This is a genomic window from Acidovorax sp. T1, from assembly GCF_002176815.1.
Classification (GTDB): domain Bacteria; phylum Pseudomonadota; class Gammaproteobacteria; order Burkholderiales; family Burkholderiaceae_C; genus Acidovorax.
In genome coordinates this window covers 3090395-3115482 of sequence record NZ_CP021648.1, presented here as the reverse complement: position 1 = coordinate 3115482, position 25088 = coordinate 3090395, and the positions used below count along the sequence as shown (strand labels likewise).

The 25088-nt window shown below is 67.5% G+C and carries 22 protein-coding genes and 1 tRNA gene; 12 read left to right on the top strand and 11 right to left on the bottom strand.

Going from position 1 to position 25088, the window contains the following annotated elements; all coding sequences use genetic code 11:
* The first annotated feature begins 50 nt into the window (after positions 1–50).
* Entirely contained in the window at positions 51–1205 is a 1155-nt protein-coding gene (locus CCX87_RS14570; RefSeq protein ID WP_087747413.1) for a PilT/PilU family type 4a pilus ATPase, read from the top strand.
* A gap of 39 nt (positions 1206–1244) precedes the next feature.
* On the opposite strand, the gene CCX87_RS14565 is transcribed toward CCX87_RS14570, so the two are convergent.
* On the bottom strand, positions 1245–2723 hold the full coding sequence (locus tag CCX87_RS14565) for a cryptochrome/photolyase family protein (RefSeq protein ID WP_198314718.1): 1479 nt from the start codon (positions 2721–2723) through the stop codon (positions 1245–1247).
* Positions 2724–2744: 21 nt separating this feature from the next.
* Here CCX87_RS14565 and CCX87_RS14560 point away from each other — a divergent pair, with 21 nt between their 5' ends.
* The 6 genes from CCX87_RS14560 to CCX87_RS14535 all read left to right on the top strand — a co-directional run bounded on the left by CCX87_RS14560 (position 2745) and on the right by CCX87_RS14535 (position 7489).
* Positions 2745–3344 (top strand): YqgE/AlgH family protein, encoded by a 600-nt coding sequence (locus CCX87_RS14560; RefSeq protein ID WP_087747409.1) that lies wholly within the window; start codon positions 2745–2747, stop codon positions 3342–3344.
* The gene (gene ruvX, locus CCX87_RS14555; RefSeq protein WP_087747407.1) at positions 3341–3760 is read left to right on the top strand and encodes a Holliday junction resolvase RuvX; all 420 of its coding nucleotides are present in this window, start codon (positions 3341–3343) and stop codon (positions 3758–3760) included. Before CCX87_RS14560 ends, ruvX begins: the two co-directional genes overlap by 4 nt.
* Positions 3757–4278, top strand: coding sequence for a bifunctional pyr operon transcriptional regulator/uracil phosphoribosyltransferase PyrR (pyrR, locus tag CCX87_RS14550; RefSeq protein WP_087747405.1), 522 nt, complete (start codon positions 3757–3759; stop codon positions 4276–4278). The genes ruvX and pyrR overlap by 4 nt, the downstream gene beginning before the upstream one ends.
* A 2-nt stretch (positions 4279–4280) precedes the next feature.
* A complete protein-coding gene (locus CCX87_RS14545; RefSeq protein WP_087747403.1) occupies positions 4281–5243 on the top strand; it encodes an aspartate carbamoyltransferase catalytic subunit in 963 nt (320 codons plus the stop codon).
* Positions 5244–5322: 79 nt separating this feature from the next.
* Positions 5323–6615 carry a dihydroorotase gene (locus CCX87_RS14540; RefSeq protein ID WP_087747401.1) on the top strand — a complete coding sequence of 431 codons (1293 nt, stop codon included), beginning with the start codon at positions 5323–5325 and terminating at the stop codon, positions 6613–6615.
* A gap of 136 nt (positions 6616–6751) precedes the next feature.
* A complete protein-coding gene (locus CCX87_RS14535) occupies positions 6752–7489 on the top strand; it encodes a lysophospholipid acyltransferase family protein (RefSeq protein WP_087747399.1) in 738 nt (245 codons plus the stop codon).
* A 122-nt stretch (positions 7490–7611) separates the two neighbouring features.
* Here the strand turns inward: CCX87_RS14535 and CCX87_RS14530 are convergent, their stop codons facing one another.
* Positions 7612–8676: an ABC transporter ATP-binding protein gene (locus tag CCX87_RS14530; RefSeq protein ID WP_087747396.1), complete on the bottom strand. Its 1065-nt coding sequence runs from the start codon at positions 8674–8676 to the stop codon at positions 7612–7614.
* A 104-nt stretch (positions 8677–8780) separates the two neighbouring features.
* On the opposite strand from CCX87_RS14530, the gene CCX87_RS14525 reads away from it, so the two are divergent.
* Positions 8781–10409, top strand: coding sequence for an ABC transporter permease (locus CCX87_RS14525; RefSeq protein WP_232476409.1), 1629 nt, complete (start codon positions 8781–8783; stop codon positions 10407–10409).
* A gap of 189 nt (positions 10410–10598) precedes the next feature.
* Entirely contained in the window at positions 10599–12011 is a 1413-nt protein-coding gene (locus tag CCX87_RS14520; protein ID WP_087747392.1) for a phospholipase D-like domain-containing protein, read from the top strand.
* A 397-nt stretch (positions 12012–12408) separates the two neighbouring features.
* Here CCX87_RS14520 and CCX87_RS14515 read toward each other — a convergent pair.
* The 7 genes from CCX87_RS14515 to CCX87_RS14485 form a co-directional block, all read right to left on the bottom strand.
* Positions 12409–12483: transfer RNA gene (locus CCX87_RS14515), tRNA-Arg, on the bottom strand.
* Between the two features lie 52 nt (positions 12484–12535).
* Positions 12536–16882: a translocation/assembly module TamB domain-containing protein gene (locus CCX87_RS14510; RefSeq protein ID WP_087747390.1), complete on the bottom strand. Its 4347-nt coding sequence runs from the start codon at positions 16880–16882 to the stop codon at positions 12536–12538.
* Positions 16882–18762 (bottom strand): autotransporter assembly complex protein TamA, encoded by a 1881-nt coding sequence (locus CCX87_RS14505; protein ID WP_087747388.1) that lies wholly within the window; start codon positions 18760–18762, stop codon positions 16882–16884. The genes CCX87_RS14510 and CCX87_RS14505 overlap by 1 nt, the downstream gene beginning before the upstream one ends.
* 4 nt (positions 18763–18766) lie before the next feature.
* A complete protein-coding gene (locus CCX87_RS14500; RefSeq protein ID WP_087747386.1) occupies positions 18767–19954 on the bottom strand; it encodes a vWA domain-containing protein in 1188 nt (395 codons plus the stop codon).
* Positions 19955–19972: 18 nt separating this feature from the next.
* Complete coding sequence (locus tag CCX87_RS14495; RefSeq protein WP_087747383.1) at positions 19973–20575, bottom strand: GNAT family N-acetyltransferase; 603 nt, start codon at positions 20573–20575, stop codon at positions 19973–19975.
* 20 nt (positions 20576–20595) lie between these two features.
* The gene (locus CCX87_RS14490; protein ID WP_087747381.1) at positions 20596–20841 is read right to left on the bottom strand and encodes a hypothetical protein; all 246 of its coding nucleotides are present in this window, start codon (positions 20839–20841) and stop codon (positions 20596–20598) included.
* Entirely contained in the window at positions 20842–21696 is an 855-nt protein-coding gene (locus CCX87_RS14485) for an AAA family ATPase (RefSeq protein WP_087748368.1), read from the bottom strand.
* A 106-nt stretch (positions 21697–21802) separates the two neighbouring features.
* Here CCX87_RS14485 and CCX87_RS14480 point away from each other — a divergent pair, with 106 nt between their 5' ends.
* Complete coding sequence (locus CCX87_RS14480) at positions 21803–22465, top strand: c-type cytochrome (RefSeq protein ID WP_087747379.1); 663 nt, start codon at positions 21803–21805, stop codon at positions 22463–22465.
* Between the two features lie 117 nt (positions 22466–22582).
* Here CCX87_RS14480 and CCX87_RS14475 read toward each other — a convergent pair whose 3' ends face one another.
* Complete coding sequence (locus CCX87_RS14475) at positions 22583–23017, bottom strand: DUF1841 family protein (protein ID WP_087748367.1); 435 nt, start codon at positions 23015–23017, stop codon at positions 22583–22585.
* Between the two features lie 177 nt (positions 23018–23194).
* Between CCX87_RS14475 and CCX87_RS14470 the strand changes: the two genes are divergently transcribed.
* Positions 23195–23416, top strand: a complete 222-nt coding sequence (locus CCX87_RS14470; protein ID WP_198314717.1) for a hypothetical protein — start codon at positions 23195–23197, stop codon at positions 23414–23416.
* Positions 23417–23477: 61 nt separating this feature from the next.
* On the opposite strand, the gene CCX87_RS14465 is transcribed toward CCX87_RS14470, so the two are convergent.
* A complete protein-coding gene (locus tag CCX87_RS14465; RefSeq protein ID WP_087747377.1) occupies positions 23478–24275 on the bottom strand; it encodes an IclR family transcriptional regulator domain-containing protein in 798 nt (265 codons plus the stop codon).
* Positions 24276–24367: 92 nt separating this feature from the next.
* Here CCX87_RS14465 and CCX87_RS14460 point away from each other — a divergent pair, with 92 nt between their 5' ends.
* Complete coding sequence (locus CCX87_RS14460; protein WP_087747375.1) at positions 24368–25069, top strand: 3-oxoacid CoA-transferase subunit A; 702 nt, start codon at positions 24368–24370, stop codon at positions 25067–25069.
* The last annotated feature ends 19 nt before the right edge of the window (positions 25070–25088 follow it).

The following is a 25088-nucleotide window of genomic DNA, read 5'->3' as shown; positions in this document are numbered from 1 at the left end:
TCCTTGCTGGTACCGCCGCCGGGAAGATGCCCGCACGATCAGGAGGTTTCATGGATTCGGTGGCCTCTGCGGCTGACAGCCGCCTGCTGTCTTGCCTGGCATTGATGGTGCGCGAAAGCGCTTCCGACCTGTTCCTGCTGGCCGGGGCGCCCCCCACACTCAAGCGGCAAGGGGCATTTTTGCCCATCACCAAGGGGCCGGTGACTGCCGAAGAAATCCGGACGATGGTGTACTCGATCATGCGTAAGGCGCAGATCGACGAATTTGAAACCTCGATGGAATGCGATTTCTCGTTTCAGGCCCAGGATTTGTCGCGCTTTCGGGTCAACGTGCACCTGCAGCGTGGCAACGTGGGCGTGGTTATTCGCCATGTAATAGCCAGGATACCAAGCCTTGACGCGCTGGGTTTGCCGCCGGTGCTCAAACAGCTTGCCTTCCTGAAGGGCGGGTTGGTGCTTGCGGTGGGCTCGGCGGGGTCAGGCAAGACCACCACACTGGCTGCCATGCTCGACTATCGTAATGAGCACACAGCGGGTCATATCCTTACGGTGGAAGACCCCATCGAGTACCTGCACACGCACAAGAAATCGCTGGTGACGCAGCGTGAGGTGGGGCTCGATACCGCGTCCTATGACGAGGCCTTGCGCCGTGCCATGCGCGAGGCGCCCAACGTGATCATGATTGGCGAGATCCGCGATCGGGCCACCATGCAGCATGCGCTGCATTACGCCGAGTCGGGGCATCTGTGCGTGTCCACCCTGCACGCCAACAATGCCAACCAGGCTGTGCAACGGATTCTGAATTTCTTTCCTGAGCAAGCCCACCGCCAATTGCTGATGGATCTGTCGCTGAACCTGCAGGCGGTGGTGGCCCAGCGGCTCGTCAAGAGCGTACAGGGCCCGGTCGTGCCGGCAACGGAGGTGATGCTGCGCACTACCTATGTGTCGGAGCTGATTCAGAAAGGCCAGATCGACGAGATCAAGACGGCCATTGCTCGCAGTGGTGAGCAGGGCATGTGCACCTTCGACCAGTCGCTGTTCGACCTGTACGAGCGCGGTGTCATTTCGCCGGCCGAAGCCGTGGCCAATGCTGACAACCGCACCGATGTATCGCTGCGCCTGCGCCTGGCCTCGGGTGCGCCCCTGGGGGTGGATGGGATGCGCATGAATGACCAGAGCGCCCAGGATGCGCCAACCCGCCCGTAAAGACCGTCCGCGCCATGGAGGCAGGGGCTGAGTGGGCGCTCACCCCGCCTTGACCACCGCGTAGCGCTGCAGCGTGCGCAGTCTGGCGCTGTCATGGTCCACCACGGGGTGCGGGTAGGTCTTGCCCAACACCACCCCGGCCTCCTGCAGTTCCAGGGGGCGCGCCAGCCAGGGGGCATGCAATGCCTTGGCGGGAAGCCGGGCCAGCTGCGGCAGGTAGCGGCGGATGAACTTGCCGTCCGCGTCGAATTTTTCGCTTTGGCTCACCGGATTGAAAATGCGGAAATAGGGCTGCGCATCACAACCGCTGGAGCTGGCCCATTGCCAGCCGCCATTGTTGGCGGCCAGGTCAAAGTCATTGAGCTGCGAGGCAAAGTAGGCCTCGCCCCGGCGCCAGTCGATGCCCAGATCCTTCACCAGAAAACTCGCGACCACCATGCGCAAGCGGTTGTGCATGTAGCCCGTCTGGTTGAGCTGGGCCATGGCCGCATCCACCAGCGGATAGCCGGTGCGGCCCTGGCACCAGGCGGCAAACAGGGCGTCGGCCTCGGGGCCTGATTCCCACGCGATGGCGTCATACGCCGGCTTGAAGCTGTGCCCCACCACATGGGGGTGGTGGTGCAGGATCTGAAAGTAAAAGTCGCGCCAGATCAACTCGCTCAGCCAGGTGCTGGCGCCCGGGTTGCCCTGCTGCATGAGCCGGTGCGCGGTGCGCGCCAGCTGCCGCGGCGAGATGGTGCCAAAACGCAGGTGCACGCTCAGGTAGCTGGGGCCCTTGATGGCCGGAAAATTGCGCGTGTCGTCGTACCGCTCCATGCGCCCCAGGAAATCGTTGAACAACTGCTGTGCGCCGCTGGCACCGGTGGGCAGTCTGGGCTGCGACAGGGCCGTGGTCTCGAACCCCAGTGACGCCAGCGTGGGGACCGGTTGGCAGTGTTCCAGCGGGCGGGGCGCCAGGCGGTGCGCATGGCGCTCCACGGAGTAGCTTGAGAGCTGAAAGGCATCCACCTTCTGGAGCCAGGCGTTCTTGTAGGGCGTGAACACGCTGTAGGGCTTGCCGGTCTGCGTCAGCACCTCGCTGCGCTCCAGCAGGGTGTGGTCCTTGAAGGTGTGAAAAGCCCGTCCTGCAGCGGCCAGCCGGGTGCGCACCCGGCTGTCGCGCTGCAGGGCCTGGGGCTCGTCGTCGTGGTTGGCAAACACGGCCTGTACCTGCAGCGCCTGGGCCAGTGCCGGCACGGCATCGCTGGCAACGGCGTGGTGCACGATGAGTCCGGCGTGGGCGTGCTGGCCCAGTGCGCGCAGCGCGGCATCCAGCTCGACCAGCGACGCGCGAATGAACTCTACGCGCCGGTCTGCTCGGGGCAAAAGGTCCAGAATCTCGCGGTCAAAAACAAAGACGCAATGCACCTGCTGGCACTGGGTGAGCGCCCGGTAAAGCGCTGCATGGTCGTGGGCGCGCAGGTCGCGGCGGAACCAGACGAGTCCGGCTGTGTAGGAAGGCTCGGGGGAGGGCGCCATGTTCACCGTTAAAATTGGCCGATGTCTCCTGATTCTGCGCCCATCAACCTGACGCACCATTTCCTGATCGCCATGCCCGGTCTGGAAGATGAGTCTTTCGCGCGCAGTGTCGTGTACCTGTGCGAGCACAGCGAACGCGGCGCCCTGGGCCTCATCATCAACAAACCCTCCGACATCACGCTCAAAGGCCTTTTTGACAAGGTCGACCTTTCCTTGCGGCGCGAGGACCTGCGCGCAGAGCCGGTCTTCCAGGGCGGCCCGGTGCAGACCGAGCGCGGCTTTGTGCTGCACGATCCCATGCTGATGGACCGCGCCGAAACCGACGAATCCGCCTACGCCTCCACCATGACCATCCCCGGCGGCCTGGAAATGACCACCTCCAAGGACGTGCTCGAAGCGCTGTCCACCGGCGCCGGCCCCCGCAGGGTGCTGGTCACGCTGGGGTATTCATCGTGGGGCGAGGGCCAGCTGGAGTCGGAGCTGGCCGAAAACGCCTGGCTCACGGTGGCGGCCGATCTGTCGGTGATTTTTGACACGCCCGTGCCACAGCGCTATGACAAGGCGCTGGCGCTGCTCGGGTTGCAGACCTGGATGCTCTCGCCCGATGTGGGGCACGCATGACCGGCTTGCCCGCTCAGCCCGCTGTTCCTGCGCATTTCCAGACCTTTCTTGCTTTTGATTTTGGCCTCAAGCGCACGGGCGTGGCCACGGGCAATCGCATGCTGCGCAGCGCCACGCCGCAAGCCACCATCAAGGCCGAGGGCGATGCGCGTTTTGTGCAGGTGGCGCAGCGCATCCAGGAGTGGCAGCCCGACGCGCTGGTGATCGGCGTGCCCTACCACCCCGATGGTGCCAGCCACGAGAACACCGAGAAAGCGCTCAAGTTCGGCCGCCAACTGCGCGGGCGCTTTGGTTTGCAGGTGTTCGAAGTGGACGAGCGCTACAGCACCACCGAAGCCATTTCCGGTGGAGCGAAAGACGCGGACGCCGCCTCGGCCTGCATCATCCTGGAACAGTTTTTGAGGAATCTTCCATGAGCCATCCATCCCCTGCGGCCTCTGGCAGCCTTGTGCTTGACGCCGAGGCGCTGTATCGCGAACTGCTGCGCGGCGTGCGCAGCATGCTCACCCCCACCACGCGCCTGGCGGGCATTGCCTCGGGCGGCGCCTGGCTGGCTGAGCGCCTGCAAAAAGACCTGGGCCTGGAAGGCGCGCCCGGTGTGCTCTCGTCGGTGATGCACCGCGACGACTTTGCCCAGCGCGGCCTGTCCGCCAGCGCGCAAACATCGCTGCCGTTCGATGTGAACGGCGCCGACGTGCTGGTGCTCGACGACGTGCTCTACACCGGCCGCACCATCCGCGCCGTGCTCAACGAGCTGTTCGACTACGGCCGCCCCGCCAGCGTGCGCCTGGCCGTGCTGGTGGACCGCGGCGGGCGCGAGCTGCCGGTGCAGGCCGACTTTGCCGCTGCGCGCGTGGCGCTGCCTGCTCCCCAGTTGCTGGCCCTGGCGCGTGACGACAGTGGCACCTTCCAATTCCAAGTCAAAGAGGCCTGACCGTGCTGCACCAGCGCAACCCCCAACTCAACGGCAACGGCGAACTCATCCACCTGCTGTCCATCGAGGGCCTGCCGCGCGACATCGTCACGCACATCCTCGACACCGCCGCCAACTTCGTCAGCGTGAACGACCGCGAGGTCAAGAAGGTGCCGCTGCTGCGCGGCAAGAGCGTGTTCAACCTGTTCTTCGAGAACAGCACGCGCACCCGCACCACCTTCGAGATCGCGGCCAAGCGCCTGTCGGCCGACGTGTTCAATCTGGACATCGCGCGCAGCTCGGCATCCAAGGGCGAATCGCTGCTCGACACCATCGCCAACCTGTCGGCCATGGCGGCCGACCTGTTCGTGGTGCGGCACAGCGAGTCGGGCGCGCCCTACCTGATTGCCCAGCATGTGGCGCCGCATGTGCATGTGATCAACGCTGGCGATGGCCGCCATGCCCACCCCACGCAGGGGCTGCTGGACATGTACACCATCCGCCACTACAAAAAAGACTTCAGCAACCTCACCGTGGCCATCGTCGGCGATGTGCTGCACTCGCGCGTGGCGCGCTCCGACATCCATGGCCTGACCACCCTGGGCTGCCCCGAAGTGCGCGTGGTGGGCCCGCGCACGCTGGTGCCGTCCGACATGGCGCAGATGGGCGTGCGCGTGTGCCACACGCTCGAAGAAGGCATCAAGGACGCCGATGTGGTCATCACCCTGCGCCTGCAGAACGAGCGCATGAGCGGCGCGCTGCTGCCGTCGAGCCAGGAGTATTTCAAGAGCTTCGGCCTCACGCCCGAAAAGCTGCAACTGGCCAAGCCCGACGCCATCGTGATGCACCCCGGCCCCATCAACCGGGGCGTGGAGATCGACTCCGCCGTGGTCGATGGCCAGCAGAGCGTGATCCTGCCGCAGGTCACCTTCGGCATCGCCGTGCGCATGGCGGTCATGTCCATCGTTGCCGGTAACGAGGCGTGACGCTTGAAATGAATACTCCTGTTTTCATAGCTGCTAGCGCTTATCCCATAAGCGCTAGCAGCCAATTTGGCTTGAAATCATGAAGATACTGATCCAGAACGGCCGTGTGATCGACCCCGCCTCGGGCCTCGATCAAACCTGCGACATTGCGATTGCCGCAGGCCGCATCGTGGGTGTGAACCGCGTGCCGCCCGACTTTGACCCCAAGCGGGTGATCGACGCCGCAGGCTGCATCGTGCTGCCCGGCCTGGTGGACCTGGCGGCGCGCCTGCGCGAGCCCGGCCATGAGCATGAAGGCATGCTCGAATCCGAAATGGCCGCCGCCGTGGCCGGGGGCGTGACCAGCCTCGTGTGCCCGCCCGACACCGACCCCGTGCTCGACGAGCCGGGCCTGGTGGAGATGCTCAAGTTCCGCGCCGAGAAGCTGCACCAGTCGCGCCTGTTCCCGCTGGGGGCGCTCACGCGCGGCCTGGCGGGTGAGGTGCTGACCGAAATGGCCGAACTCACCGAATCGGGCTGCGTGGGCTTTGGCCAGGCCGAGGTGCCGCTGGCCAGCACCCAGGTGCTGCAGCGCGCGCTGCAATATGCCGCCACCTTTGGCTACACCGTGTGGCTGCGCCCGCAAGAGATGCACCTGGGCAAAGGCGTCGCCGCCAGCGGCCCGCTGGCCACGCGCCTGGGCCTGTCGGGCGTGCCCGTGGCGGCCGAAACCATTGCGCTGCACACCATTTTTGAACTGCTCAAGACCACCGGCGCCCGCGTGCACCTGTGCCGCATCAGCAGCGCGGCGGGCGTGGAGCTGCTGCGCCGCGCCAAGGCCGAGGGCCTCCAGGTCACGGCCGACATCAGCATCAACTCGCTGCACCTCACCGATGTGGACATCGGCTTTTTTGACAGCCGCGCCCGCCTGTCGCCCCCGCTGCGCCAGCAGCGCGACCGCGATGCGCTGAACGCCGCGCTGGCCGACGGCACCATCGACGCGCTGGTGTCCGACCACACCCCGGTCGATGAAGACGCCAAGACCTTGCCGTTTGCCGAGGCCGAGCCCGGCGCCACCGGGCTGGAGCTGCTGCTGAGCCTGGCGCTCAAGTGGTCGCAGGACAGCGGCGTGCCGCTGCAGCGCGCGCTGGCCGTGGTCACGTCCGAGCCCGCGCGCGTGCTGGGCAACGCCCTGGGCACCTTGCAGGCCAGCGTCGGCCAGATCATCGAGGGTGGCGTGGGTGACCTGTGCGTCCTCGACCCGCAGGCCGCCTGGACGGTGCAGGACGGCGCACTGCGCAGCCAGGGCAAGCACACGCCGTTTTCGGGCTACGAGCTGCCGGGCTGTGTGCGCATGACGCTGGTCGGCGGCCAAGTCGCTTTCGAAAGGTGACCGCCCTGAGCGGCTTTGCCGCTTCCCCCCAAGGGGACGCTACCAGTGGCCCGACAAAGCCGGTTCCACGGTGGCTCTGGCTTTCGACACGCCAGTTTCTTGGGCCGTGGGGAACGCAGCGCAATGGTTCACTGACATGAGAAATCTGCGCGCCTGCTGGCGCCTGCTGCGCGTGCTGGGCCACATCGTCAAGGGCCTGGCGATTGTGGCGGTGCGTTTTCCGGTGTTGTCGCCCGACCAGCAATACGCCCGCGTGCAGGCCTGGTCCATGGAGCTGTTGGCCCATGCGGGCGTTGCGCTGCGCATCATCGGCACCCCGCCCGTGAGCGGGCCGGTGATGCTGGTCGCCAACCACCTGTCGTGGCTGGATATTCCGGTCATGCACGCGGCGCGGCATTGCCGTTTTGTCTCCAAATCGGATGTGCAGGCCTGGCCGCTGATTGGCACGCTGGCCACCGCCGCAGGCACCCTCTACATCGAACGCAACTCGCGCCGCGATGCGCTGCGCATGGTGCGCTCCATGCACGAGGCGCTGGAGCGCGGCGAGGTGCTGGCGGTGTTTCCCGAGGGCACCACGGGCGATGGCCGCGCGATGCTGCCGTTCCATGCCAACCTGCTGCAGGCGGCGGTGACGGCAGACGCTTTTGTGCAGCCGGTGGGCCTGCACTTTGCCGACAAGGCCACTGGCGTGACCAGCTTTGCGCCCAGCTACATCGGCGACGAAACCCTGGTGGGCTCCATCTGGCGCACCCTGCGCGCGCCCGCCATCGAGGCCGTGGTGCACTACGGCGTGCCCGAGCAGGCCGGCGGCCGCGACCGCCGCGCCTGGACGCAGCACCTGCACGACACGGTGGACCGCCTGCGCCGGGGTTGATGCGGATTCGCCATCCCCGCGATCGCTGCGTTGCCTCGCCTTGGTTAATTGTGCTATTTTTTCGATAGCTTTCAGCGCTTTGCACATAAGCGCTAGCGGACGATTTGGCTTGTAAAACTGCCTCAGCTGCGCGCAAACGTCACCACATGGTCAACCTGCGCCCGGATGCCAATCCACTCGCCCACGGCGTGGTTGTGGTGGCTGGGCACATGGGCCATCAGGGTCAGGTCGCTGGCCAGGCGCAGCGTGTACAAAAACTCCGAGCCGCGAAACGACTTGCGCACGATCTGCGCCTGCACGGGCGCGTGGTCGTCGTGCACCACGTCATCGGCGCGCAGCAGCACATCGCATTCGCCGCCGGGGTAGCTGGCGGGCAGGGGGCATTCGCTCAGATCGGTCAGGTCGCCCAGCGGGGTCTGCGCCACCACGTTGTTGCCGCGCTGCACCAGCGTGGCGGGCGCAAAAACGCCGTGGCCGATGAAGTCGGCCACGAAGCGGGTGGCCGGCCGGTGGTAGAGGGTGTAGGCATCATCCCACTGGTGCAAGTGGCCTTCGTGCATCACGCCAATCACGTCGCCAATCGCGAAGGCCTCGAACTGGTCGTGCGTGACAAACAGCGCCGTGGCCCCGGCGGCCTTCAAAATGTCGCGCACCTCGTGCGCCAGGCGCTCGCGCAAATCGACATCGAGGTTGGAAAACGGCTCGTCCAGCAGCATGAGCTGCGGGCGCGGGGCCAGCGCCCGCGCCAGGGCCACGCGCTGCTGCTGCCCGCCCGAAAGCTCGTGCGGAAAGCGCGCCCCGCTGCCTTCCAGCCCCACCAGTTGCAGCGCCTCGGCCACGCGCGCGGCCTGCTCGGCCCGGGGCAGCTGGTGGATGCCAAACGCCACGTTGCGCTCCACGCTCAGGTGCGGGAACAGGGCGTAATCCTGGAACACCATGCCAATGCGCCGCTCTTCGGGGGGCACGTTCAGGTGGGCGCTGCCCACCAGCTGGCGCGTCAGGCGGATCTCGCCGGCCGATACGGGCTCCAGCCCCGCCACGGCGCGCAGCAGCGTGGTTTTGCCGCAGCCCGAAGGGCCGATCAGCACGCCGATATCGCCCGCATGCAGCCCCAGCGTGACGCCCTGGACGGCCGCCTGGGAACGGCCCGCGTAACGCACTTCCAGTTGTGAAACCTCAAGAAACATGGCTGGATTCTAGTGGGGCGGAGCGAATGCTTAAAATTCGCATTTGCATTCCCGGTCATCCCTTGGTCGGTCGTGCCATTTCTTCCTCTGCCGAGCCCCTCGCCTTGCACCGCACCCGCTTTTCCCTCTCTACCGTCCCCCTGATCCTGCTGGTGGGCCTGCTGGCCTTGCCCGTGCTGGCGCTGCTGGCATCGTGGCTGCCCTGGGGCGTGGTGCCGGCCGACACCGGCGCCATCCTGCGCGAGATGGCCAGCACCGTGCTGCCCGGCTACCTGTGGACCACGCTATGGCTGGGCCTGTGGGTGGGGGTGGGCGCTGCCGTGGTGGGCACCGCCGCGGCGGCAGCGGTCACGCTGTTCGAGTTTCCGGGCCGGCGCACCTTTGAGTGGCTGCTGCTGCTGCCGCTGGCCATGCCGGCCTATGTCACGGCCTATGCCTACACCGACTTCCTGCAGTTCAGTGGGCCGCTGCAGGTGGCGCTGCGCGAGACCTTCGGGCTGGAAGGGCGCCTGCTGCCCGAGGTGCGCAGCCTCTGGGGTGCCATCTGGGTGTTCACCTTTTCGCTGTATCCCTATGTCTATCTGCTGGCGCGCACGGCGCTGGGCGAGCGCGCGGCGCACCTCATGGAGGCGGCACGCCTGCTGGGTGCACCGCTGCGTCGGCGCATCACCACCATCGCACTGCCGCTGGCGCGCCCAGCGGTGGCTGCCGGCGTGGCGCTGGCGCTGATGGAAACCCTGGCCGACTTTGGCGTGACCAGCTACTTTGGCATCCAGACCTTCACCACCGGCATCATCAAGGCCTGGTTGTCCATGGACAACCGCATTGCCGCCGCGCAGCTGTCCACCATGCTGCTGGCGCTGGTGCTGCTGCTGCTGTGGCTGGAGCACCGCGCCGAGCGGCGCATGCGCTTCACCGCCAAGGGCACGGGCCACGCGGGCGCCACCGAGGCACAGCCCGTGCCACTGCGCGGCCTGGCGCGGGGCGTGGCCTGGGGTGTGTGCACGCTGCCCGTGTTCATGGGGTTTGTGGCGCCGGTGGCTTTCATGCTGCGGCCGCTGGCGTCTGACTGGTCGGTGCTGCCCTGGAGCCGTTTTCTGGAATGGGCCTGGAACAGCGTGTGGCTCGGTGGCATCACTGCCGGCCTGGCCGTGGCCGTGGCGCTGGCGCTGGCCTTTGCCGTACGCCGCAAGCCCGACCTGCTCACGCGCGGCGTGGTGCGGCTGGCCAGCGTGGGCTATGCCGTGCCGGGCGCCGTGATCGTGGTGGGGCTGCTGCTGCCGGTGGGGTGGCTGCAGGCGCACTTTCCCCAATGGGGCGTGGGCGCGCTGGTCACCACCACGGCGGTGGGCATTGTGTGGGCGTATCTGGTGCGCTTTTGCGCGGTGGCGCTGCAGTCGGTGCAAAGCGGCTATGCGCGCATTCCGGCCAGCCTGGATGACTCGGCGCGCATGCTGGGCGCAGGCAGCGCGCGGCTGATGGCCCGCGTGCACTGGCCGCTGCTCAGGCGCTCCACCGCCGCCGCCGCGCTGCTGGTGTTTGTGGATGTGATGAAAGAGCTGCCCGCCACCATGGTACTGCGCCCCTTCAACAGTGACACCCTGGCCGTGGTGGCCTATCAGCTGGCGCGCGATGAGCGCCTGGGCGAAGCCGCCCTGCCTTCGCTGGCGCTGGTGGCGGTGGGGCTGGTGCCGGTGATCCTGCTCAGCCGCACGCTGCGCAGCCGCGCCTGAGGCTTGGCGGGGCAAAGTGCCCGCCCGCCATGCAGCGTCGCTATGCTTGCGCACTATGCGGCTGCCTGCACAAACCCCTCCTCGCAACACCATGAGCAGCCTGTTGCGCTCCACCGATTGCGCCACCGTGGGCGGCATGGCCCACCCAACTCCGCCACGTTGGCGCATGGCCGCGCGGCGAGGTGCCCCATGACCGGCTTGGTGCTGCTGTCCGGCCTGGGCCACGCCATGCTCGTGGTTGCTGGCTTGCTGGTGTATGTGATGTTCACCCGCATCGATCACCAGCGGCGCCATCCTTCGGCGGCGCTGGCGTGGGTGCTGGGCATCGTGGCTTTTCCCTATGTGGCGCTGCCCTTGTTTTTACTGGTGGGCTCGCGCAAGTTTGCGCGGCCGTTGCGCGAGCCCCACCGGCGCGGTGATGCGTCGGCGCCCGGCACCGCTGCGGTGGGCGAGGGCCCTGCTTGGGCCACGCACCTGCTGGCGGGCATGGACCTGGCGCCCGCCGTGCGCAATGCCCATGTCCACTTCCACGAAGATGGCACCGATGCACTGCAGGCCCTGCTGGCGCTCATCGACTCCGCCCGGCACAGCCTGGATGTATGCACCTTCGTGTTCGGCCACGACGCGGTGGGCGAACGCGTGGCCCAGGCCCTGGCGCAGTGCGCCCAGCGCGGCGTGGCCACGCGGCTGCTGCTGGATGCCGTGGGCAGCTGGCGCACCCCGGCGGCCATGCTGCGCCACCTGAGGCGCCAGGGCGTGCAGGTGCGCCGCTTCATGCCCCTGCTGCACAACCCTATGCGCGGGCGCACCAACCTGCGCAACCACCGCAAAGTGGCCGTGGCCGACGGCGCGCGCCTGTGGAGCGGCGGCCGCAACCTGGCCAGCGAATACTTCATGGACCGCCCCGGTATGCCCGCGTGGCGGGACCTGAGCTTCGATGTCGAAGGCCCGCTGGCCGCGCTGGCCCAGGCGCAGTTCCGGGCCGACTGGCGTGCTGCCACCGGCCGCGTGCGCTTCACCCGCCACCTGCCGCCGCCGCGCCAGGCGCTGGCCGGCCCGCCCGGCGGCGCGCTGGCCCAGTGGGTGCCCAGCGGGCCAGACCAGCCCGACGACACCGTCTATGCCCTGCTGCTCACGGCGGCCTTCCACGCGCAGCGGCGCATCGTGGCCATCACGCCCTATTTTGTGCCCGACGAGGCCCTGCTCGACGCCTGGTGCATTGCCTGCCGGCGCGGGGTGCAGGTGCACCTGGTCGTGCCCGCCCGCTCCAACCACCGCCTGGCCGACTGGGCCCGCGAACGCGCCCTGCGCCAGCTGGCCGCAGCGGGCGCCCAGGTGTGGCTGGCCCCCGGCATGGTGCATGCCAAGGCCGTGGTCATCGACGACAGCATGGCGCTGACCGGCTCGCTGAACCTGGATGCGCGCAGCCTGTTCCTCAACTACGAAAGCATGACGGCCTTCTACGAGCGCGAGCAGGTGCAATGGCTGTCCGACTGGTGCGCCCGCCAGATCGCCACCGCCCAGCCCCACCAGGCGCGCCAGCCGTCCTGGCTGCGCGACATTGCCGAGGGCGTGGTGCGGGCGGTGGGGTTTCAGCTGTAGGGGCCGCTGCGGGCGAGGGCGCGCAGCAAATCAAGCGTGCTGAACGTTGCCCGTGGATGGTTAAAAAACTCCTAATTTAATAGCTGTTTGCGCTTTTGAATAAAGGGCTAGAGGCCAATTTGACTCAATGCTTGCAAATGAGTGCTTCTCTCTGCCTTCAGCGTCCCTTCCCACTCAGGCGGCGCCTGTCTCAATGGCGGTTGCTGCTGGGCATTCACCACGCCTTGGGAGCGCGGCATGCGCGCTACATGGCAATGCAAGCACTTATGCGAGGCGCGATGGGCCCCTTGCAGCTGGCGTCATCGCCTCGCCGCACGTTGTTGCACTGATTCAAGCCACTTCTCACAGGGGAAAAAGAAAAAGGCCGGAAACTTGCGGAAGCTCCCGGCCTTGCAGGTGGTCCCCCCGACAGGAATCGAACCTGTATCTAGCGCTTAGGAGGCACTCGTTCTATCCATTGAACTACGAGGAGGCAGCCGGCGATTGTAGAGGCTGGGCGGGCGCCATATTTCTGCGCGGTGGGATCAGTCGTAGCGCACGGTGTAGATGATGTCCACGGCGCTTTTCTCGCCCGTCTGGCCGCGCAGCGTGAGGCGGCGCGAGAGGTCGTAGAAGATGTAGAGCGTGCCCAGCGTGCCCGACAGGCTGCGCTCGTAGGTCACATACATGTCCTTGGACAGGCGCTTGCCAAAGGTGAGCGCGGCGCTGGTGGCGTCTTCGCCGGCGCCGGGGCCCTTGAAGCCGATTTCGTCCAGACCCAGGCGGCTGGCCACCTGGGCGGTGGGGTTGCCGCCGCCGCGGCCCAGCAGGGTCAGGGCGGCTTGCTGCAGCACGGCGGCTTCGGCGCCGCCGTTGGCTGCATCGCGGCCCAGCACGACCCACGAGAGTTTTTCGGCGTCGGGCAGTTCGGGGTCGGAATACAGCCGCACGCGGGGCGCCAGCGCCGAGCCGGTGACCTGCACGCCCGCGCGCACGCTGATGTTGGGGCGCAGCGCCAGAATGTCGAGCGCGGGGTTGTTGTAGGGGCCGTTGAAGCGGATCAGGCCCGTCTCCACGTCCAGCACCTGGCCCCAGGCGCGGTAGCGGCCTGCGTCGGTGCGCACCTCGCCCGTCACGCGCGGCGGTGCGCCGGGCACGGTGCTGCTGCGGATGTCCAGTTCGCCGGTGAGGCGGGTGGTGATGCCCTGGCCTTGCAGTGCAAAGTCGCGGCCCAGGTTGAGGGTGATGGCCACGGCGGGCGACCGGGCAGTTTCGGCCTGCGCTGCTTTCTGGTTGGCGCGGCCGGCCGCCTGCGCCTTGGCCTGGTCGGCGCGGTCTTTGGCGGCCGAACGCACCACCACGTCCGATCCCAGGCTGGGCGCCGATTCGTCGGGCAGGATGATGGTGGCGCGGTCGGTGGTGAGCTTGCCGCGCAGTCTGAACTGCCCTTGCTGCAATTGCGCCTGCACCTGGCCCGACACGCTGACCTGCCGGTCGGCGCGCACCAGCACCTGCAGCGCGCGGGCCTCGGCGGTGATGTCCATGGTGATGCCCGACATGCCCGCGCCGGGCTCGCCCCAGCCCAGACGGCCCGAGCCGGTGAGGGTGCCGCCGTCTTGCGGTGCGGGCGTGCGGTTGCCGCTGAAACCCGCGATGCGCGCATTGCTGCCGCGCCCGCCTTGCAGGCGGAACTCGGTGATGTCTAGCTGGTTGCCCCGCAGGGTGGCGCGCAACTGGCCGTTTTGCAGGTCCACCCCATCGACGATGGAGCGCACGGCCAGCCCATCGGCGCCCAGCGTGCCGGCCCAGCGGGGGGCGGCGCGCGTACCCGACAGGGTGGCGTTGGCGTCGAGCGTGCCGCGCACGCGCCAGCCCGGCGGGGCCAGGGCCGACCACACGCCCATGTCGGGCAGGCGCGCGCGCACGTTGGCGGCCAGCGGTGCATCGGGCGCCCAGGTGGCGCCCGCCAGTCCGTTCGCATCTGCCAGCGTTTTGCCCAGCGTGAGGCGGGTGCTGGCGCTGGCATCGATCTCGCCGGCGCGATCGCTGGCCCAGAGAAGGCGTGCGCGCAGGGCCTCGCCTTCGGCCTCCAGCGTCAGTTCGGCCTGGCGCACGCCGGCGCGGCTGCCGGGTTCGGGGGCGGTGATGGCGGTGGGGCTGCCCGCGCCGGTGCCCTGGCCCGTGCTTTGCAGCACCGTGACGGGGGCGGTTTCCCCGGTGAGGATGCGCAGGTCGCCGCCAGTGCGCCGCAGGCTGGCCTGGGCGCGCAGGGTGGCGCCGGCGTCCACGCTCCACTGGCCCTCCAGCACCATGTCGCCGCCCAGGCCCAGGCGGGCCAGCAACGGCTGCGCCGGTTGGTCGGCTACCGCGGGTGCGCCCTCCAGCCCCAGCGCATCCAGCCAGGCGAAGGGCAGGCCCTGCAGGCGGCCCTGGCTTTGCAGGCGCGATGCCGTGCCCGGCCCGGACTGGTAGCGCACGGGCTGCCATTGCAGCGCCACGGTGCCGGGCAGCGGGCCGCTCACGCGGGCCTGGCCGGCGGCGGCCTGCACCACCACCATGCCCGATGTGCCGGGCGCGGCGGGGGGCGCGCCAAGCTGCGCCGTCAGGGCCAGCGCCTCGGAGAGTTCCAGGGTCCAGGGGCCGGGGCGGGTGGTGTCTTGTGCCTGCACGCGCAACGCGCTCACCTGCGCCTTCCACAGCGCGGCCGATGCCAGCCCGCCGGTCGCGCGGGTGTGCAGCGTGGCGAGGAGCGTGCCGGTGCGCAGCTTGCCGTCCAGTGCCAGGCGGGCCTGCCGCAGCGAACCCGACAGTTCGGCCTGCAGCGATTGCAACTGCACAGCGGTCGCAGCGGCTGCCTTGCCGGAGTTGCCTGGCGGCAGGGTCAGGTCGAGTTGCGGCGCGGTCAGCGTGGCCTGCAGCGTGAACGGGGTTTTGTCCGTGGGCAGCGCCTGGCCCGCGCGGGCGGCTTGCAGCTGCTCTGCCAGGCTTTGCCAGCCGCCGCTCCAGCGGCTGGCCAGTTGCGCCTGGCCCTTGAGCGTTGCGCCGTGCAGGGCGGTGGCCAGGCCGGGCAGGCTGGTCAGCCAGCGCTGGGTGCGGTCGGCGTCGGTCCACTGCACCTGCAGCTCGCCGGCGCCGGTGCGGGGGGCCAATGCACCCTTGGCCTGGGCGCTGGCGCCGGGCACGGTGAGCTGCAGTTGGCCTTGTACAGCGATGGTGCCCAGCGTCACTTGCAGCGCGGTGGCCTCCAGCCGCGCCTGCATGGCATCGACCCGCAGGCGATCCAGCCGCACGGTGCCGTCGCCTTGTTGCGGCTGCCATTGCCCTTTGGCTTGCAGGGCGTTGATGCGCAGCGCAGGGGCGGGCTGCGTGCGGGGCTGGTCCGCAGTACCGGGTTTGGGGTTGCCCCGGGCGCCGGGCGACCGCGTGGCAGTGTTGGCCTGGATGTCGGCCGTGAACGCCACGTTGCCGCCGCCCTCGGTCTGCGCCACCACGCTGCCGGACAAGGGCGCCGCCGCCAGCGCCGAGTGAAGTGCCTCGGGGGGCAGGTTGCGCAGCTGGGCTTTGCCATCGATGGCGCCCGTGGCGGGCGTGTAGTGGCCTTGCACGGTGGCTGTGCCCTGGCCCACGCTGGCCGTGGCGGCGGGGATGCTCCAGCGCGTGCCGTCCCAGGTGGCGCTGGCGGCCAGGGCGGTGAGTGGCAGGCGCGATTGGTCCCACGGGCCTGCCAGTGCGTTGCGGATTTGCGCCTGCAGGGCCCAGCCCGACGCGGCTGGCGCTGCCGTGGGGCCGGCCTGCAGCGTGCCGTGCAGCAGCGTGGCGGGGGCCTGGGGCCACAGCGTGGCCAGGTTGACGGCGCGCAGCGTGGCACGGGCCTGTTCTATGGGCTGGGGTGCCCAGGGCGCCAGCGTGGCATGCAGGTCGGCCTGCATGGGTTCGGGCACGGAAGCGGGGGTGGATGGGGCGCGCGGTCGGGCGGGTGCAGGCTTTGCGGCCGGTGCGGGGGGCGCGGTGGATGCGGGCGGCGTGGCGGCTTCAGCAGCCTGTGCATTCGGTGCATCCGGTGCAACTGGGCGCAGGCGGGCATCCAGCTGCAATCGGGCCGCCGCTGTGGACAGCGTGCCCTTGAGCGTGGCGTGGGCCAGCACCTGCACGCTGGCGCTGCTGCCGGGCACGGCCTGGTGCACGCTGCCGCTCACCGTGGCATCGAGCGCCATGGGGGCCTGGGCGTCCAAGGTGGCGCGGGCGGTGTAGCGGCCCTGGGCCAGTGCCACATTGCCGATGGTCAGGTGGTGCTGGCGTCCGTCAAAGCGGTAGTCGCCCACCAGCCCCAGGGCTTCCACGGCGGGCGAGCCGGCCCATTGCAGGCGGTCGATGCGAAAGGGCAGGCCGATCTGCAGCGGCAGCACCAGTGTGTCGAGCGGGGTCAGGGGCTCGGTGCTGGGCGGGCCCAGCGGGGTGATCGTTACCGTGGCGGCATGCACCTCGCCCAGTTCCAGGCGGCGCTGCAGCAAGGGCGCCAGCTGCCAGCCCACGCGGGCATCGCTGACTTCGACGCGCAGCGTGGGGCTGCTCCAGCGCAGCCAGCCAATGCGGCCACCGCTGCGCAGCGATCCGCTCACCTCGCGGCTGTCCAGCGTCTGGCCTGCTGGCAGGTATTGGGCTGCGCGCGCCAGCAGGGTGGCCAGAGAGTTGTCGCGGCCCGACCACCACCAGGCCAGCGTGCCGGCCGCCAGCACCAGGGCGCACAGCCCCACCAGCAGCCAGCCGGTGAAGCGCAGCGCCCGGCGCGCCCGCTGGCCGTGCATGCCGCGTGCGGAGGCGGTGGCTGGCGCGGCGCTGCCTGCAGAAAAATCTGCCTCGGGTGCGCGATGGGCGGGTGGCTGGCGGCGCATCAGAAGCTGAACCCCAGGCGCAAATGCAGCCGCAGTTGTTTGGCTTGCACGCCATAAGCCAGGTCGGCCTGCAGCGGGCCCACCGGGCTGCGCCAGCGCACGCCGGCGCCCACGCCGACGCGGGCGGTGAGGTCGCCCACGCGGTCGGCCACGGCGCCGGCATCGACAAAAACGGCGCTCTCCCAGTCGGTCATGGCGCCGTTGTAGACGATGGGGCGTTGCCATTCCGCGCTGGCCAGGCCCAGATAGCGGCCGCCGTAGAGCAGGTTGTTCTCGGTGCGCGCGCCGATGGCGCGGTAGCCATAGCCGCGCACGGTGGTGTCGCCGCCGGTCAGGAACAGCTGGGTCACCGGGATCTGCGCCGCCTGGCGCGCCAGCACGGCGCCGGCTTCTGCGCGCAGGGCGATGCGCGCGTTGCGGGCACCACCGGTGGCGGCCTGCACCCGGCCCGCCGCAATGAACGATTGCCAGCGCAGCAGCGTGCGCACAAAGGGCGCGCGTTCGGGGGTGAGCGTGGTGCCCGCCCCCAATTCCACCGCCAGCCCGTATCCGCGCGTGGGCGCCACGGTGCTGTTGAAATAGCGGCCCGTCCAGCCGTAGTTCAGGCTCAGCGCCGTGCCCGAGGGCGGAGCGTTCAGGCCCTGGCTGTTGGCGTAGTCGTATTGCAGAAAATAGTTGCGGTCGATGCGCGTGCTGCTTTTGCTGCGGCCGGTGCGCAGGCGCGCGCTGTTGACCTGGTAGTCGCCCGTGGTTTCGCGCTGCGCCTGGGCCGCGGCAAACCAGCGCCAACCATTCTCGTCGGGCAGGTCGGTCCACTCGGTGCTTGCCAGTTGGGTTTCGCGGTCCAGCAGCAGTTTGCTGACCGCACGCCAGCCCATGCCGGGCAGCTGGTTGTGGATGTGGTCCATCGAAAGGCGCGGGCCGCTGTCGGTGGACAGGCCGGCGCCAAACACCAGCTTTTGCAGCCGTGCCTCGCGCACCTGCGCCACCACGGGGGCGGCTTGCGGGTCGCTGCCTTCGGTGTCGAGCGTGAGGAACACGGCGTCGTAATAACCGCTGCTGGCCAGGCGCAATTGCGCGTCCAGCAATTGCGCCTCGTCATAAAAGGCCCCGGTGGGCAGGCGGGCCAGGCGCCGCGTGCCATCAGGGTCGTAGCGTTCGCTGCCTTGCACCTGCAGGGGGCCGAAGCGGTAGGCGGGGCCGGTGTCGTAGTGCACGCTCAGCGCCGCCTGGTGGGTGTCGGCATCCACCTCGGACCGGCTTTGCGCGATGCGGGCCGTGGGGTAGCGCCGCACCTGCAGCTGGCGCAGGCCGTCGGTCTTGGCGCTGTCCCAGGCCGACTGGGTGAAGGGCTGCCCGGGCGGCAGCGACCAGTTGCGCTGCACGCGCTCTTGCCGGCGTGCGCGGTTTTCGGTGCCGTCGTCGGTGCGCTCGTCCACGGTGATGCGGGTGCTGGCAACGTGGGTTTGCGGGCCGGGCTCTGCCACCAGCACCACGGCACGCAAGGCGGCGCTGCTGCCCGGGGTGTCGGTCATCAGCACCGTGATGGTGGGGGCAAAGTAGCCCAGCGTGCCCAGCAGTTCGCGCGCGTTGGCGTCGGCCGCACCCAGCAGGCGCTGCAGTTCGCCGTCTTGCAGATCGGGCAAGGTGCGGAAACGCTGCAGCTCCAGATGGCGTTCCAGCGTTTCGCGCACGCCGTCGGGCGCACGCACTTCGAGCGTGAACGCGGGCAGGGTGGAACGGTCGGTGACCGGCGTGGAGGCGGTGTCGGCGGCGGCGCTGTGTTCGCCCCGGGGCAACAGGCTGCAGCCTTGCAGGCACACCACGCAGAAAAACAGCAACGCCGGCCATCGGGCCGGCGTTGGGGAAGCGATGGGCATGCGTTTATTTTGACAGCAGCCGCATGGTTTCTTCGAGCCCCTTGAGTGACAAAGGGTACATGCGGTTGCCGATGAGCTGCTGGATGATGCTGATGCTTTGGCGGTATTGCCACACGCCCTGCGGCTCGGGGTTGATCCACGCAAACTTGGGGAAGGCGTGCGTGAGGCGCTGTAGCCACTCTGCGCCCGGCTCCTCGTTGTTGTATTCCACACTGCCGCCGGGCTGCAATATCTCGTAGGGGCTCATGGTCGCGTCGCCCACAAAGATCAGTTTGTAGTCCTTGTTGTACTTGCGGATGATGTCCCAGGTGGGGAACTTCTCGGCAAAGCGGCGCCGGTTGTTCTTCCACATGAAGTCGTACACGCAGTTGTGGAAGTAATAGAACTCCAGGTGCTTGAACTCGCTCTTGACGGCGCTGAACAGTTCTTCCACCCGCTGGATGTGTTCATCCATGGTGCCGCCCACGTCCATCAGCAGCAGCACCTTCACGTTGTTGTGCCGCTCGGGCACCATCTTGATGTCCAGATACCCCGCGTTGGCTGCCGTGCTGCGGATGGTGTCGGGCAGGTCCAGTTCCAGCTCATGCCCTTCACGCGCAAACTTGCGCAGGCGGCGCAGCGCCACCTTGATGTTGCGCGTGCCCAGCTCCTGCTGGTCGTCGTAGTCCTTGTAGGCACGCTGCTCCCACACCTTCACGGCGCTTTTGTTCTTGCCCGCGCCGCCAATGCGCACGCCCTGCGGGTTGTAGCCGCCATGGCCAAACGGGCTGGTGCCGCCGGTGCCGATCCACTTGCTGCCACCCTCGTGGCGTTCCTTTTGCTCTTCGAGCCGCTTCTTCAGCGTCTCCATCAGCTCGTCCCAGCCCATCTTCTCGATGGCAGCCTTTTGCTCGGGCGTGAGTTCGTTCTCCAGGATCTTGCGCAGCCAGTCGGCCGGGATCTCCTTGGTGAAGTCGGCCACCATTTCCACGCCCTTGAAGTAGGCGCCGAAGGCCCGGTCAAACTTGTCGTAGTGCTTCTCGTCCTTGACCAGCGTGAGGCGCGAGAGGTTGTAGAAGTCGTCCAGGCTCCACGCGTCATCCGACTTGGGGCCCACCACACCGGCTTGCAGGGCTTCGAGCAGGGTGAGGTATTCCTTGACCGACACGGGCAACTTGGCCGAGCGCAGGGTGTAAAAGAAGTCGATCAGCATGATTTTGGCCTCCAGCGCTTATGGGTTGTGCGCATGCTGCTCTAAAAGATATAGCAACTGTGCTTTGGCCTCGGGCCATTCGCCCGAGCGCATGCTGTACATCACCGTATCGCGGATGGTGCCGTCGCGGCGCAGCGCGTGGCCGCGCAGCACGCCGTCCTTCTTGGCGCCCAGGCGCTCGATGGCGCGTTGCGACGCAAAGTTGTAGTTGTCGGTGCGCCAGCCCACTACATGGCAGCCCAGCGTGTCGAAAGCGTGGCCCATCATCAGCAGCTTGGCAGTGGTGTTGACGTGGGTGCGCTGCGCGCTTTTGGCATACCAGGTCCAGCCGATTTCCACGCGGCGCGCGGCGGGCACGATGTCGTGGTAACTGGTGGAGCCCAGCACCTTGCCGGTGGCGTCTTCCACCACGGCAAAGGCAAAGCGGTTGCCGTCTTCGCGCATCTTGAGCGCGGCCTCGATGTACGCGCGGGTGTCCTGCGGCTCGGGCACCGAGGTGATGCGCAGCTTCCACAGCGCGCCATCGGCGGCAGCGGCCCGCAGGCCTTCTTCATGGGCCAGCGCCAGGGGCTCCAGGCGGACGCCGCGATCGCGCAGCGTGACAGGTACTACAAAAGCCATGGGTCTCTACCCTTTGATCATCAATCCTTGGACGGCTGGCTGTGGCGGCTGTTTTGCCAGCGCCGAGCCGCATGCAGGCCCAGGCCACCACCGATGCCCACCAGGGCGATGCCGATCAGGCTGCCGGTGCCGTAGCCAGGCGCGAAGATGTCGAACCCCAGCAATTGGCCCAGCCAGAAGCCCAGCAGTGCGCCCCCCACAAAGCCAATGGCATCTGCCAAGCCGTTGACCAGCAATTGGCGGGTGTCGTTGGTGCCGTCGCTCACTCAACGGTTCCTCTGGTTCATGAATACCAGCTTTTCAAACAGGCTCACGTCCTGTTCGTTCTTGAGCAGCGCGCCCACCAGCGGCGGCACCGCCACCTTGTTGTCGGCGCTTTGCAGGGCCGACAGCGGAATGTCTTCGGCTACCAGCAGCTTGAGCCAGTCGATCAGCTCGCTGGTGGATGGTTTCTTTTTCAGGCCGGGCAGGTTGCGTACGTCGTAAAACGTCTTCATCGCCACGCCCAGCAGCTCGCTCTTGAGCGTGGGAAAGTGCACATCCACGATCTGGCGCATGGTGTCGGCTTCGGGGAACTTGATGAAGTGAAAGAAGCAGCGGCGCAAAAACGCGTCGGGCAACTCTTTTTCGTTGTTCGAGGTGATGAACACCAGGGGGCGGTGCTTGGCCTTGATGAGCTCGCGCGTCTCGTAGCAGTAGAACTCCATGCGGTCGATTTCGCGCAGCAGGTCGTTCGGAAACTCGATGTCGGCCTTGTCGATCTCGTCAATCAGCAATGCGACCGGGCGGTCGGCCGTGAAGGCTTGCCACAGCACGCCCTGAATGATGTAGTTGCGGATGTCCTTCACCCGCTCGGCGCTGTCGCCGTCCTGGAGCTGGCTGTCGCGCAGGCGGCTCACGGCGTCATATTCATACAGGCCCTGCTGCGCCTTGGTGGTGGACTTGATGTGCCACTGCAGCAGCGGCATATCAAGCGCCTGGGCCACTTCTTCGGCCAGCATGGTCTTGCCGGTGCCGGGCTCTCCCTTGACCAGCAGCGGGCGTTGCAGCGTGATGGCCGCGTTCACGGCAAGCATCAGGTCTTGGGTGGCGACGTAGTTCTGGGAGCCTTGAAATTTCATGAACAAAAACACCGGATCGTTGATGGATGGGCTTGACAAAGCGCTGGCTATAATCGCCGACTTATCAGAGCCCTGAGCTGAACCTTCATACGATTGTGCGCGCAAAATGAACAAGACGTTGACCACGATATTTGCCCTGGCTGTCGCTTCCGTGACGGCGTTGTCCCACGCGCAGGAAGCCAAGGGTGATGTCGAAGCCGGCAAGCAGAAAATTGCGATGTGCATTGGCTGCCACGGCATTCAGGGTTATCAGGCCAGCTTTCCCGAAGTGCACAAGGTGCCCATGATCTCGGGCCAGAGCGGCAAGTACATTGCGGCCGCCCTCACCGCCTACAAGAAGGGTGAGCGCAAGCACCCCACCATGCGCGGCATTGCCGACTCGCTGACCGAGCAGGACATTGCCGATGTGGCGGCCTACTACGAACAACACGGCAAGACCAGCGCCGAACTGCCCGCCAAGCCCGGCCGCGAACCCAGCGTGCAGGTGGCCGAGTTGCTGAAGAAGGGCGCCTGCGTGTCTTGCCACGGCGACAACTTCGCCAAGCCGATCGACCCGTCCTATCCCAAGATTGCGGGCCAGCACGCCGACTACCTGTTCGTGGCGCTCAAATCGTACAAGGTGGAAAAGAACACCAACGTTGGCCGCAACAACGCCATCATGGGCGGCATCGCCAAGCAGTTCACCAACGCCGAGTTGAAGGCGCTGGCAAGCTATGTGGGCTCGCTCGACGGCGATCTGCACACGGTGCCGCAATCGCGCTTTCGTTGAGCGGCCAGTCCGTCTGGGTTTACTTTGACCCCGGCCAGCGCCGCCCATCCACACACACAAAGACAAAGCCCGCAGCCTGCGGGCTTTTTTGTACCGTCTGAACCCGCCCGGGTCGCTTCAGTCCCGCGTGGCGCGGCGCTGCACGCAGGCGATGTAGGCGTCGCCATCGGGCGGGCGGCCGGCGCGCTGGCTCTCCCACAGCATCTGGCCCAGGCAGTCCATGGTGGCGTGGTGCGCGTCGTGCAGGGAGTCAAGGCGCGCCGTGAGCAGTTCCACCGCCTGGCGGATGCCGCGCGGCTGGTCGATGCTGCACTGCTCGCTGATCGACAGGTGCATCGACAGGTGCAAAAAAGGGTTGGTCTGATCCGGCGTTTCGTCGTAGTTGCGTGCTACGGCGGCATCGGCGTCGGCCAGTTCGGCGTGGTATTCGGGGTGCTCTGCGATCCACAGGCTGGCCAGGGTTTCGATAGCCTCCATGGGCTCGCCGCTGCGGGTCTTGGCGTGCACCGCGCAGAGGAAGCGGCGCACATCGGATTGGGATGGGTTGAACATGGGGGCAGAGCGTAGCACGCAGATGCGGCGGTCATGGCGCGGCGCTGGTGGCGCGCCATCGCGGTGGCGTCCTACGCGCGCCGCCTCTGCCAACGCCTACAGTGGCCAGGCACAGGCGGGGAAACCGGGGTCGCTGCTGCGCCTTTGTCCAACAGCCCCGGATTGGGGAGATATGCCATGAATGCACTGCGTCTGACCGGAGTGGTCCTGATCGTGCTGGGGCTGGCCGGGTTCTTGACCGGCGGTTTCAGCTTTACCAAGGAAACCACGCAGGCCAAGCTCGGTCCGCTGGAGCTTACGGTGAAAGAAAAGGAATCGGTGAATGTCCCCCAGTGGCTGAGCCTGGGCGCCATTGCGCTGGGGGCGGTGGTGTTGGTGCTGGGCTTTCGCAAGCGCTGATCAGTGCGCGGCCTGCCGTCCACCAGCGGCAGGTTCCAATCGCTTGCGCGCGCGTCAGGCGTCAGGTGCGTTGGGTGCCCAGCATGCGTGAAATGGTCTGCGCCGCGCGCAGCAGCGCGGGCAGCATGGTGGCCTGCATCACCTCGGCGCTGGTGCGGTTGGCCTGGCCGCTGATATTGAGCGCGGCCACGGTCTGGCCGGCGCGGTTGGTCAGCGGCGCGGCCAGCGAAATCAAGCCTTCTTCCAGCTCCTGATTGATCAGGCACCAGCCCTGCGCGCGCGCCTGGCGGATATGCGCCAGCAGGGTGGGCATGTCTGCCGTGGTGTACTGGGTGAAGCGTTGCAGCGTCAGCCCCTGCAGCCGTGCCACCAGTGCGTCGTCGGGCAGGCCCGCCAGCAGCACCCGCCCCATGGATGTCCAGGCGGCGGGCAGGCGCGAGCCCACGCCCAGGTTGGTGCGCATGATCTTGTGCGTGGGCAGGCGCAGCACGTAGACGATATCGAGGCCGTCGAGCACGGCCGCCGAGCACGACTCGCGCACCTGCTCCACCAGCGCTTCCATCACCGGCTCGGCCAGGTCCCAGATGGGCATGGACGACAGGTAGGCAAAACCCAGGTCGAGGATGCGCGGGGTGAGGCGAAACAGCCGGCCGTCACTTTCCACATAACCCAGGGTCTGCAGCGTGAGCAGGATGCGCCGGGCGCCCGCGCGGGTCAGCCCGGTCTGCGCGGCGACTTCGCTCAGCGTCTGCTGCGGCGCGGCGGCGCTGAATGAGCGGATGACTTCGAGGCCGCGCGCGAAGGACTGCACATAGCTGTCGCCGGGTTTGGGGCGCGCAGAGGGGGTGGGGTTGCCCATGGAGCTGTCCGTTCTATAATTCATGATGCGAACATTTGTTCATTCTACGAACAAATGAGGGCGTTTTTTTGATACTTCCCGGAAGACATTCCATGATCAACAAGATAGCGGACTCGGTAGCGCAGGCACTTTCGGGTGTGCAGGATGGCGCCACCGTGCTGATTGGCGGCTTTGGCACGGCGGGCATTCCTGACGAGCTGATCGAAGGGCTGATTGCCCACGGCGCGCGCGACCTGACCATCGTCAACAACAACGCCGGCAATGCCGAGCAGGGCGTGGCCGCGCTGCTCAAGGCCGGGCAGGTGCGCAAGATCATCTGCAGCTTTCCGCGCCAGGCCGACAGCTATGTGTTTGACGACCTGTACCGCAGTGGCAAGCTCGAACTGGAGCTGGTGCCCCAGGGCAACCTGGCCGAGCGCATCCGCGCTGCCGGTGCCGGCATTGGCGCCTTCTTTTGCCCCACGGCCTATGGCACCGAGCTGGCCAAGGGCAAAGAGACGCGCGAAATCAATGGCAAGCACTACGTGCTCGAATACCCCATTTACGGCGACGTGGCCCTGATCAAGGCCGAAAAGGGCGACCGCTGGGGCAACCTCACCTACCGCATGTCGGCGCGCAACTTCGGCCCGGTGATGGCCACCGCCGCCAAGACCACCATTGCCACGGTGCACGAGGTGGTGGAACTGGGCGCGCTCGATCCCGAAGCCATCGTCACGCCGGGCGTCTATGTGAGCCACGTCGTCAAGATCGCCCGGGTTGCCACGCAGGCCGGTGGTTTCAAGAAATCTGCATGAAATTGGCCTCTGGCGCAAA

What these genes read in the sequence shown, in the direction of transcription:
- CCX87_RS14570 (WP_087747413.1), top strand. Translation starts at nt 51, where the DNA reads ATGGATTCGGTGGCCTCTGCGGCTGACAGCCGCCTGCTGTCTTGCCTG.
- CCX87_RS14565 (WP_198314718.1), bottom strand. Translation starts at nt 2,723, where the DNA reads ATGGCGCCCTCCCCCGAGCCTTCCTACACAGCCGGACTCGTCTGGTTC.
- CCX87_RS14560 (WP_087747409.1), top strand. Translation starts at nt 2,745, where the DNA reads ATGTCTCCTGATTCTGCGCCCATCAACCTGACGCACCATTTCCTGATC.
- ruvX (WP_087747407.1), top strand. Translation starts at nt 3,341, where the DNA reads ATGACCGGCTTGCCCGCTCAGCCCGCTGTTCCTGCGCATTTCCAGACC.
- pyrR (WP_087747405.1), top strand. Translation starts at nt 3,757, where the DNA reads ATGAGCCATCCATCCCCTGCGGCCTCTGGCAGCCTTGTGCTTGACGCC.
- CCX87_RS14540 (WP_087747401.1), top strand. Translation starts at nt 5,323, where the DNA reads ATGAAGATACTGATCCAGAACGGCCGTGTGATCGACCCCGCCTCGGGC.
- CCX87_RS14535 (WP_087747399.1), top strand. Translation starts at nt 6,752, where the DNA reads ATGAGAAATCTGCGCGCCTGCTGGCGCCTGCTGCGCGTGCTGGGCCAC.
- CCX87_RS14530 (WP_087747396.1), bottom strand. Translation starts at nt 8,676, where the DNA reads ATGTTTCTTGAGGTTTCACAACTGGAAGTGCGTTACGCGGGCCGTTCC.
- CCX87_RS14520 (WP_087747392.1), top strand. Translation starts at nt 10,599, where the DNA reads ATGACCGGCTTGGTGCTGCTGTCCGGCCTGGGCCACGCCATGCTCGTG.
- CCX87_RS14510 (WP_087747390.1), bottom strand. Translation starts at nt 16,882, where the DNA reads ATGCGCCGCCAGCCACCCGCCCATCGCGCACCCGAGGCAGATTTTTCT.
- CCX87_RS14505 (WP_087747388.1), bottom strand. Translation starts at nt 18,762, where the DNA reads ATGCCCATCGCTTCCCCAACGCCGGCCCGATGGCCGGCGTTGCTGTTT.
- CCX87_RS14500 (WP_087747386.1), bottom strand. Translation starts at nt 19,954, where the DNA reads ATGCTGATCGACTTCTTTTACACCCTGCGCTCGGCCAAGTTGCCCGTG.
- CCX87_RS14495 (WP_087747383.1), bottom strand. Translation starts at nt 20,575, where the DNA reads ATGGCTTTTGTAGTACCTGTCACGCTGCGCGATCGCGGCGTCCGCCTG.
- CCX87_RS14485 (WP_087748368.1), bottom strand. Translation starts at nt 21,696, where the DNA reads ATGAAATTTCAAGGCTCCCAGAACTACGTCGCCACCCAAGACCTGATG.
- CCX87_RS14480 (WP_087747379.1), top strand. Translation starts at nt 21,803, where the DNA reads ATGAACAAGACGTTGACCACGATATTTGCCCTGGCTGTCGCTTCCGTG.
- CCX87_RS14475 (WP_087748367.1), bottom strand. Translation starts at nt 23,017, where the DNA reads ATGTTCAACCCATCCCAATCCGATGTGCGCCGCTTCCTCTGCGCGGTG.
- CCX87_RS14470 (WP_198314717.1), top strand. Translation starts at nt 23,195, where the DNA reads ATGAATGCACTGCGTCTGACCGGAGTGGTCCTGATCGTGCTGGGGCTG.
- CCX87_RS14465 (WP_087747377.1), bottom strand. Translation starts at nt 24,275, where the DNA reads ATGGGCAACCCCACCCCCTCTGCGCGCCCCAAACCCGGCGACAGCTAT.
- CCX87_RS14460 (WP_087747375.1), top strand. Translation starts at nt 24,368, where the DNA reads ATGATCAACAAGATAGCGGACTCGGTAGCGCAGGCACTTTCGGGTGTG.